Annotated in this window: 7 protein-coding genes; 5 read left to right on the top strand and 2 right to left on the bottom strand. The window is 73.3% G+C overall.

Annotated elements, in window-relative coordinates; genetic code table 11:
* Positions 1-4 precede the first annotated feature (4 nt).
* From O4J56_RS31280 to O4J56_RS31260, 5 genes are all read left to right on the top strand, one after another.
* The gene (locus tag O4J56_RS31280) at positions 5-1,936 is read left to right on the top strand and encodes an endonuclease/exonuclease/phosphatase family protein (RefSeq protein ID WP_270690795.1); all 1,932 of its coding nucleotides are present in this window, start codon (positions 5-7) and stop codon (positions 1,934-1,936) included.
* A gap of 438 nt (positions 1,937-2,374) precedes the next feature.
* The gene (locus O4J56_RS31275; RefSeq protein ID WP_270690794.1) at positions 2,375-4,156 is read left to right on the top strand and encodes an ABC transporter family substrate-binding protein; all 1,782 of its coding nucleotides are present in this window, start codon (positions 2,375-2,377) and stop codon (positions 4,154-4,156) included.
* Between the two features lie 24 nt (positions 4,157-4,180).
* Positions 4,181-5,191: an ABC transporter permease gene (locus O4J56_RS31270; RefSeq protein ID WP_270690793.1), complete on the top strand. Its 1,011-nt coding sequence runs from the start codon at positions 4,181-4,183 to the stop codon at positions 5,189-5,191.
* Positions 5,184-6,101 carry an ABC transporter permease gene (locus O4J56_RS31265; RefSeq protein WP_270690792.1) on the top strand — a complete coding sequence of 306 codons (918 nt, stop codon included), beginning with the start codon at positions 5,184-5,186 and terminating at the stop codon, positions 6,099-6,101. The genes O4J56_RS31270 and O4J56_RS31265 overlap by 8 nt, the downstream gene beginning before the upstream one ends.
* Complete coding sequence (locus tag O4J56_RS31260) at positions 6,098-8,206, top strand: ABC transporter ATP-binding protein (RefSeq protein WP_270690791.1); 2,109 nt, start codon at positions 6,098-6,100, stop codon at positions 8,204-8,206. Before O4J56_RS31265 ends, O4J56_RS31260 begins: the two co-directional genes overlap by 4 nt.
* Positions 8,207-8,285: 79 nt before the next feature.
* Here O4J56_RS31260 and O4J56_RS31255 read toward each other — a convergent pair whose 3' ends face one another.
* A complete protein-coding gene (locus tag O4J56_RS31255; protein WP_270690790.1) occupies positions 8,286-8,642 on the bottom strand; it encodes a DoxX family protein in 357 nt (118 codons plus the stop codon).
* A 471-nt stretch (positions 8,643-9,113) separates the two neighbouring features.
* On the bottom strand, positions 9,114-9,482 hold the full coding sequence (locus tag O4J56_RS31250) for a DUF6247 family protein (RefSeq protein ID WP_270690789.1): 369 nt from the start codon (positions 9,480-9,482) through the stop codon (positions 9,114-9,116).
* Between the last annotated feature and the right edge of the window lie 282 nt (positions 9,483-9,764).

The raw sequence follows: 9,764 nt of genomic DNA, 5'->3' as shown, positions 1-9,764 counted from the left end.
GCCGATCGGAGGGGCCCCCACACCCCGCCTCCCCCTCCCCCGCAGCGCCCGCCCCCTGGCGGCCGTCGCGCTGTCCGCGGCCCTCGCCGCCTCCGGCGGCGCCGCCGCACAGGCCGACGCGGCGCCGCGCATCCACGAGATCCAGGGCACCACCCGCCTCTCCCCCTTCGACGGGCGCGAGGTCGCGGGCGTCACCGGCACCGTCACCGCCGTGAACGCCTTCGGGTCGGCCCGCGGGTTCTGGTTCCAGGACCCCGAGGGCGACGGCGACCCGCGCACCAGCGAGGCCCTGTTCGTCTTCACCGGTCGCACCACGCCCGACGTCGCCCCGGGCGACACGGTCGCCGTCGGCGGCCGGGTGCAGGAGTACTCCCCCGGCGACGGGCTGCAGACCGTCACCCAGATCGCCGACGCCTCCTGGGAGGTGACCGGCACGGCCGAGGTGCCGGGAGCGGTCGTCCTGGAGCCGGGGACCGTCCCCGCCGAGTACGCCCCCGAGGGCGACGACATCAGCGGCTACGACCTGGAGCCCGGCGCGTTCGCCCTGGACTACTGGGAGTCCCGCGAGCACATGGTGGTGCGGGTGGAGGACGCCCGCACCGTCGGCCCGACCGACGCCTACAACGGGCTGTGGGTGACCACCGAGCCCGGGCGGAACGCCTCGCCCCGGGGCGGCACCGTCTACGGCGGCTACGACGACCCCAACTCCGGGCGGCTGAAGGTCGAGTCGCTCATCCCCTTCTCCGAGCGCCCCTTCCCCGAGGTGGACACCGGCGACGAGCTGGCCGGGACCACGCAGGGGCCGCTGTACTACACGCGCTTCGGCGGCTACGTGCTCAAGGCGACCGAGCTGGGCGCGCACGTCGACAACGGCCTGGAGCGCACCGCCGCCGAGCCCGCCGAGGACTGGGAGCTGTCGGCGGCCGCCTACAACGTGGAGAACCTGTCGCCCGAGGACGACCGGGCCAAGTTCGACCGGCTGGGCGAGGGGATCGCCGAAGGGCTGGCCTCCCCGGCGATCGTGTCCCTGGAGGAGGTCCAGGACGACAGCGGCCCGGCGGACGACGGCACCGTGTCGGCCGAGCGGACCCTGGAGATGCTCACCGGCGCCGTCGAGGCCGCCGGAGGCCCCTCCTACGAGTGGCGCCTCATCGACCCCGAGGACAAGCGGGACGGCGGGCAGCCGGGCGGCAACATCCGCAACGCGCTGCTGTTCGACCCCGAGCGGGTGTCCTTCACCGACCGGCCGGGCGGCGACGCCACCACACCGGTGGAGGTGGTCGGCGAGGGCGCCGGGACGCGCCTGAGCGTGTCGCCCGGCCGGATCGCCCCGAAGGACGCCGCCTGGGAGGACAGCCGCAAGCCGCTGGTGGGCGAGTTCTCGTTCGAGGGGCGGCCCGTGTTCGTGGTGACCAACCACTTCGCCTCCAAGGGCGGTGACCAGGCGCTGCACGGCACCGCGCAGCCCCCGGAGCGGTCCTCCGAGGTGCAGCGGCACGCCCAGGCGGAGGTGGTGCGCGCGTTCGTCGACGAGCTGCAGGCGGCGAACCCGGACGCCAACGTGCTGGTGGTGGGCGACCTGAACGACTTCTGGTTCTCCGAGACGCTGGGCACGCTCACCGACGGCGGCGCCCTGCACAACCCGATGGAGGACCTGCCCGCCGAGGAGCGCTACACCTACGTCTACGACGGCAACTCCCAGGCGCTCGACCACATGCTGGTCTCCGGCGCGCTCGCCGGCCGGGCGCGGCTGGACATCGTGCGGCTCAACTCCGAGTTCCACGACCAGGTCAGCGACCACGACCCGCAGGTGGTCCGGTTCCGCCCGCTGAGCGGGGACGCCAAGACCGACCGCAAGGAGCAGAGGCGCTGGTACGGCAAGCCGGGCAAGGGCGGCGGCCACGGCTACGGCCACGACCGGCCCGGCCGCGGCTGAGCCCGACGGACCGAACGGGAACCAGCACGGGAAGCCGGCACGAGAAGCCGGAACGGAAAGGGGCGGGCGCGAATGCGCCCGCCCCTTCTTCCATCGCCCATTCCCCTCCACAGAACGCCTTTCCCTGCCGCACCACCGGCCACACGCGGCGACCCCCTCCCCGATTTTCCCGGCCTTCCCCAAATGGGCGGATGCCCTGAATTCCGCAAAACACCGCATCCGGTGTGAACTGCGGAATCAGCACCGCACACCCCTCCCGAAACGCCCGGCCTCCACCCCTGCGCCCGGTCGGGACATTTCACGAAGAATGCGGTTTCAGGTTCGTCACAAATCGCACGCACGGTCTTATATCCGCACCGTCCCCGGTGTTCTGCTGTCGGTGACCGCCCGCCCGGTTCCGGCGCACCGCCCCCGGGTGCACGTCCGGCGAGGAGAAGGATGGCGACCGTGCGCAACAGTTCGAGACTCACCGGCCCGGCGGCCGCCCTGGCCGCGCTCGCCCTGGCCGCGACCGCGTGCACCGGCGGCGGGGGCGGCGACGGCGGGACCGGCGCCGGAGGCGTCTGGGAGGAGTGCGAGGCCGAGCCCAACACCTGCAACTCCGGCGAGGCCGCGGACGGCGGCGAGATCACCTGGGTGGTCAGCGACTTCCCCGGCGCCTGGACGGCCGTCTCCCCCGAGGGCGGCAGCGTGTACACGCTGCAGATGCTCTCCGGCATCCTGCCCAGGACCGGCCAGTGGTCGCCCGACGGCGAGACCTACGAGTTCAACATGGACCTGCTGGCCGAGGAGCCGGAACTGGTCTCCGAGGACCCGTTCACCTTCTCCTTCACCTTCAACGACAAGGCCGTCTGGGACGACGGCACGCCCATCGGCGCCGACGACTTCATCGCCACGGTCAAGATGTCCACCAGCGACGAGGAGGGCTGGTGCGAGGGGTGCCGCTCCCGGCAGCCCGGCATCTACGACGACGTGGAGGAGATGGAGGCCTCCGACGACGGCAGGACCGTCACGATCACCCTCAAGGAGGGCCGGTCCAACCCCGAGTGGCAGGGCTTCCTCGACGCGCACCAGATCGCGGGCGGCCTGCTGCCCGCCCACCTGGCCGAGGACCAGGGCTACGACCTGGAGGAGCCCGAGGACGTGGGCGCCTACTTCGAGTGGCTGAACGAGACCGTGCCCGAGTACTCCGGCGGCCCCTACAAGATCGTCGAGGGCGACCTGGAGACGCAGGTCATCATGGAGCCCAACGAGAACTGGTACGGCGAGGTGCAGCCCACGCTGGACACCGTCGTCATCCAGTTCAACGACGCCGAGGACACCTGGGTCCCGGCGCTGACCAACGGCGAGATCGACGGCGGCAGCCCCGCCAAGATCAACAACGACGTGATCGAGCAGATGCGCGGCATGCCCTCGGTCTCGGTCGACGTGGGGCCCGGCGCGAGCTGGGAGCACATCGACCTGAACACCGAGAACGAGTGGCTGCAGGACGTGGAGCTGCGGCGGGCGGTCTTCACCGCCATCGACGCCCAGGAGATCGCCGAGCGCGGCTACGGCACCGCCTTCCCCGACGTCCAGCGCAAGACCAACCACACCTTCTCCGCCGACAGCCCCTACCACGAGGACCTGTACGCCGACTCCCCGCAGGGCACCGGGGACGTCGAGGAGGCCACCCGCATGCTGGAGGAGGCCGGGTACGAGATCTCGGACGGCACGCTGATGCGCGACGGCGAGCAGGTGGGGCCGTTCCGGCTGCGCGCCACCGCCGACCAGGTCCGCCAGGACTCGCTGCAGATCATCCAGTCCCAGCTGGAGGAGATCGGCGTGGCCACCGAGATCGAGACCATCGACGACCTGGGCGGGGTGCTGGGCGACCAGGACTACGACATCGTCCAGTTCGGCTGGAGCGGAAGCCCCTGGTTCGTGATCAACCCCGGCCAGCAGTGGCACAGCGGGTCGGGCAGCAACTTCGGCGGGCTGGACTCCGAGGACGTGGACGAGGCCCTGGAGGGGATGGGCAGCGCCACCACGCTGGAGGAGGCCGCCGCGGCCGCCAACGAGGCGGGGCGGCAGGTGGTGGAGGAGGCCTACGTGCTGCCGCTGGTCGACGAGCCGCGCTACTCCTTCGTCACCGACGGGTTCGTCAACATCCGCGACAACCGCCAGCACAGCCTGCGGGCCACCTACAACATCGGCCAATGGGGCGTGGCGGGGAACTGACGACGGCGTTGCGGGAGCGGAGCCATGCTCGTCTTCGTGATCCGGCGGCTGCTGGTCACCGTGCCGGTGCTGCTCGCCGCCTCCCTGCTGTCCTTCCTGCTGATCGACGTCACCGGCGACCCGCTGGCCGACCTGATGGTGCAGCAGCCGCCGCCGTCGCCGGAGATCATCGAGGCCGAGCGGGAGCGGCTGTACATGGACCGGCCGGTGCACGAGCGGTACTGGCTGTGGCTGACCGGGATCGGCGGCAACGGCGACATCGGCCTGCTGCGGGGCGAGTTCGGGCCCTCGGTGCGCGGCCCCGCCTTCGACGTGGGCGCCGAGGTCGCCGCGCGGATGGGGGTCACCCTGCGGCTGGTGGCCGCGGCCGTGCTGCTGGCGCTGGGGCTTGCGGTCGCCACCGGGGTGGTCAGCGCCATGCGCCAGTACTCGGCGCTGGACTACACGCTGACCTTCATCGGCTTCCTGGCGCTGGCCATGCCCACGTTCTGGCTGGGCGCGCTGATCAAGGAGGCCGGGGTGTGGGCCAACGGGCGGCTCGGCACGACGGTGTTCTACACGATCGGCGACAGCTCGGCCGACACGCGCGGGATGGGCCTGTGGGAGCGCATCGCCGACGCCGGAGGGCACCTGGTGCTGCCGACGCTGGCGCTGATGCTCACCGGGTACGCCGCCTGGAGCCGGTACCAGCGCACCGCCATGCTGGAGGTGCTCAACAGCGACTACGTGCGCCTGGCGCACGCCAAGGGGCTGCCGCGGCGCACGGTGATGCGGCGGCACGCGCTGCGCACCGCGCTCATCCCGCTCACCAGCGTGGCGGCGGTGACCATCGCCGAGATCCTGGCCGGGACGGTGCTCATCGAGACCGTCTTCCAGTGGCGGGGGCTGGGCACCCTGCTGGTGGAGGCCATCCGCACCAGCGACGCCTACGTGCTCATGGGCTGGCTGATGCTGGCCGGGACGCTGGTGGTGCTCGCCAACCTCGCCGCGGACCTGCTCTACGGCGTCCTGGACCCGAGGATCCGCTATGAGTGAGCGCATCACGGGCGCGGGAGGCGCCGACGGCACCGGCGGCGCGGCGCCCGCGCCGCGGGGGCAGCTCCGCACCATCGCGGCGCGGTTCGCCCGGCACCGCCCGGCGGTGGCGAGCCTGGCGGTGCTGGCGGCGCTGGCCCTCTTCGCCTTCGCCGGTCCGCTGCTGTGGCAGTGGGACCACACCGTCTCCCCGGACATCCCGAGCAGCGCCGAGCCGAGCGGGGCGCACCCGCTGGGCACCACCAGCGCCGGGAACGACGTGCTGGGCCAGCTCATGCGCGGGGTGCAGCAGACGCTCAAGGTCGCCTTCACCGTCACGGTGCTGGCCACCGTGCTGGGGTCGGTGTGGGGCGCGGTGGCCGGGTACTTCCGCGGGTGGGTCGACGCGGTGATGATGCGCCTGGTGGACGTGCTGCTCATCGTGCCGCTGCTGGTGGTCGTGGCGGCGGTCGGCGGGAACGTGCGCGGCGGCACCACCTGGTACGGGGTGGCGCTGGTGATCGCCGCGTTCTCCTGGACGCCGATCTCGCGGGTGGTGCGCGGGGTGGTGCTGTCGCTGCGCGAGCAGGAGTTCGTGGAGGCGGCGCGGGCGGCCGGCGCCTCGCACGCCCGTATCATCCTGCGCCACCTGCTGCCCAACGCCGCCGGGCCGATCATCGTGGCGGCCACCCTGCTGATCGCGGTCGCGATCCTGGTGGAGGCGGCGATGTCGTTCCTCGGGTTCGGCATCCAGGCGCCCGACGTCAGCCTGGGGCTGATGGTGCAGAACGCCAAGACGGCGGCGTTCACCCGGCCGTGGCTCTTCTACCCGCCGGGCCTGACGATCGTGCTGATCGCCCTGGTCATCAACTTCATCGGGGACGGGCTGCGGGACGCCCTGGACCCCCGGCAGGCGATGGTGCGCGGATGACGGCGGAGGAAGCGGTGGCCGGAGCGGTGGGGCAGGGCGGGGCCGTCCTGCGGATCGAGGACCTGCACGTGTCCTTCCCGACCGAGGACGGGCGGGTGCGGGCGGTGCGGGGCCTGAGCCTGGAGCTGCGGCCCGGGGAGGCGCTGGGCATCGTCGGCGAGTCGGGGTCGGGCAAGTCGGTGGCGTCCCTGGCGGTCATGGGGCTGCTGCCGCGCGGGGCCCAGGTGAGCGGGTCGGCGCGGGTGGCGGGGCGGGAGGTGCTGCACCTGGGCGACGAGGAGCTGAGCCGGGTGCGCGGGGAGCGCATCGCCATGGTGTTCCAGGACCCGCTGACCTCGCTCAACCCGGTGTACACGGTGGGGCGGCAGATCGCCGAGGCGGTGCGGGCGCACCGGGCCGTGGGCGAGCGCGAGGCGCTGGCGCGGGCGGTGGAGCTGCTGGCGGCGGTGGGCATCCCGCGGCCCGAGGAGCGGGTGCGCAGCTACCCGCACGAGCTGTCGGGGGGCATGCGCCAGCGGGTGGTGATCGCGATCGCGATGGCCAACGAGCCGGACGTGATCATCGCCGACGAGCCCACCACCGCGCTGGACGTGACGGTGCAGGCGCAGGTGCTGGAGGCGCTGGAGGCGGCGCGGCGGCGTACCGGGGCGGCGCTGGTGCTGATCACGCACGACCTGGGGGTGGTGGCCGGGCACGTGGACCGGGTGGCGGTGATGTACGCCGGGCGGCTGGTGGAGCAGGGGCCGGTGGAGGAGGTGTTCGAGCGCCCGCGGATGCCGTACACGCTGGGGCTGCTGGGCAGCCAGCCGCGCCTGGACGAGGGGCGGAGCGTGCGGCTGGCGCCGATCGCCGGGGCCCCGCCGACGCTGCTCGCCCCGCCGCCGGGGTGCCCGTTCGCCCCGCGCTGCCCGATGGCCGAGGCCCGCTGCACCGAGGAGGAGCCGCCGCTGCGCGCGACCGGCGACGGGCACCTGGCCGCCTGCCACTTCGCCGAGCGGCTGGAGGGGCGGACCCCGCAGGAGGTGTTCGTCCGCTCCGGGGAGCCCGGCGCGCGGCACGGCGCGGCCCCCTCCCCCGCGCCCGCCCCGTCAGCGGCTCCCCTGCTGCGCGCCGAGGGGCTGGTCAAGCACTTCCCCGTGCGGTCGAAGGGGGTGGTGCGGCGGCGGATCGGCGACGTGCACGCGGTGTGCGGGGTGTCGCTGGAGCTGCGGGAGCACGAGACGCTGGCGCTGGTCGGCGAGTCCGGCTGCGGGAAGTCGACCACGGCGCGGCTGCTGCTGCGGCTGCTGGTCCCGGACGCGGGCCGGGTGGAGTTCGAGGGCGCCGACATCGCCGCGCTGCCCCGGGCCGAGCTGCGCCGGCTGCGCCAGGACATGCAGATCGTGTTCCAGGACCCGTTCGCCTCGCTGGACCCGCGCATGACGGTGGCCGAGATCGTGGCCGAGCCGCTGCGCATCCACGGGCTGTACCGGGAGCGCGGCGGCGCGGCCGACGTGGAGCGGCTGCTGCGGACGGTGGGGCTGGGCCCGGAGCACGCGGCGCGGTACCCGCACGAGTTCTCGGGCGGGCAGCGCCAGCGCATCGGGATCGCCCGCGCGCTGGCGCTGCGGCCGCGCACGCTCATCCTGGACGAGCCGGTGTCGGCCCTGGACGTGTCGATCCAGGCGGGCGTGATCAACCTGCTGGAGGACCTGCAGGAGGAGTTCGGGCTGGCGTACCTGTTCGTGTCGCACGACCTGTCGGTGGTGCGGCACATCGCCGACCGGGTGGCGGTGATGTACCTGGGCAAGGTGGTGGAGACGGGCGCGGCCGACCGGGTGTTCGCGGCGGCGGCCCACCCGTACACGCAGACGCTGGTATCGGCGATCCCGCTGCCGGACCCGCGCAAGGAGCGGCGGCGGCAGCGCATCCTGGTGCGGGGGGACGTGCCGAGCCCGTCGGCGCCGCCGTCGGGGTGCAGGTTCCGGACGAGGTGCCCGAAGTTCGCGGCGGAGCTGAGCGAGCGGGAGCGCGCGCGGTGCGTGGAGGAGGAGCCGCCGTTGGAGGCCCGGGTGCCGGGCCACCTGACCGCATGCCACTACGCGCAGGAGCGGGCGCTGGTGTGAGCGGGGTCGGTGTTGAGCGGGGTTGGTCTGAGGGGCGCGCAGGGCCGACCGGGCCGCCCGCTCCCCCGTCCGTGTGCGCTCACCCGGCGCCGTGGACGAGGAGGCCCAGGACCAGCGCGGCCACCGCGATCGCGAGGAACACGATCCCCCCGACGATATCGCGGGACCCTACGCGCAAGTGGGCGATGATCGCGCCGATGAAGTAGAGCACGAGGCCCGATGCGGCGAGGACGCCCAGGAGCGGCACGGCGAATCCGGCCAGAAGCCCCACGGCGCCCGCAGCGAGGAGCAGGCCCAGCACCGGCACCCAGGTCCGGGGCACGCCCTTCATGTCCGCCTGGGTCTTGGGGTACTCGTGTCCGATCAGGTAGACGACGGCGGCGGCGCCGTTGAAGAGCGCTCCGAGGACGGTGACCGTGGCATAGGCGGCGAACACGGCGTCTCCGATTCCGCGAGGGGGTAGGGGTGCCGGGCACCCCGTCGCGGGATGCCGTCCCTAGAACGACAATCCGACGACGCGTTCTGTGACGCCGGTCGGGGTCGGGGTGGGGGCCGTCGACGCCGCTGCCCGCCGCTCCCCCGGCACTCCGCGTCGGCCACGGCGCGATCCGGCGCCGGTCGCGTCCGCCGATCCGGGGCACCGGCCTTCCCGGTGATGATCTCGACGGTGGCGCATTCATTTCGGACGTTCAGGGCGCGGTCCGGGGCCCCGGTCATCCTGCGGGGTGGAACCGACACCTGATCATGCTCAGGGCGTCCATTCCACCGCGCAGGATCGCCGGAGCGCTCCCTGCACGACCGGAGGGAGCGGAGGGACCGGAGGGACCGGCACGTCGCCGGACTCGTCAGGAGCGCGTCGCAGGCCCTCGCCCGGCCGGGGCGGCGCGTCGTCCCGCCTCCCCGGGGCTCAGTGGGCGTTCGGCCGGGCGCTCCGGGCACCGAAGGTGATCTCGGCGTCGACCTCCGCGAGCAGGTCGGAGATCGCCCGGATCGCCTCGCGGCTCTTGGCCGGGTCGGCCTCGGTGGCGAGGCTGGCCTCCAGGCTGCGCATGCGCTCGCTGCGCTCGGGGAACCGGTGCAGGGCCGCGAACTGCGACCACTTGGCGGAGAAGACCCGCAACGGCTGCATGCCCGGCGAGGCGCGCTGGTCGGCCTCGGCCCTGGACAGCTCCCGCTGGAACTCCCCCAGCCGCTCGGGCGCGAGGACGGACACCGCCTCCCGCAGTGCCTCGGGGGTCGCTTCCGGCTGCGGAATGATGGGGGTGTCGGCCGGCACTGGCGCTCCCTTGCGATCGATCGCCGTTGTTCGCTCGGGGCCGGTCGCGCCCGGGCCGACAGCGCTCCGGGCGGGACCGTCCTCATATTTCTCCGTTCGCCCCATCGAATCATGCGATGGGCGGGTACGGGCGCCGGAGAGGAGAACGGTCCGGTGAACAAAGGCGCGTCACCCGCCGCGCGGTCTCCGTGCGGCCCTGGAAGGTGCGCGGACACGCAGGAGTGCTCGTCGTTGATCTCGGGGAAGTCGGGCTTATTCTGTCCGTTTTTACCCCGGCTTCCC

This window comes from Nocardiopsis endophytica (genome assembly GCF_027706725.1).
Lineage (GTDB): Bacteria > Actinomycetota > Actinomycetes > Streptosporangiales > Streptosporangiaceae > Nocardiopsis_A > Nocardiopsis_A endophytica.
Note: the sequence above shows the minus strand (reverse complement) of the source record. Positions and strands in the feature narration are given on the sequence as shown.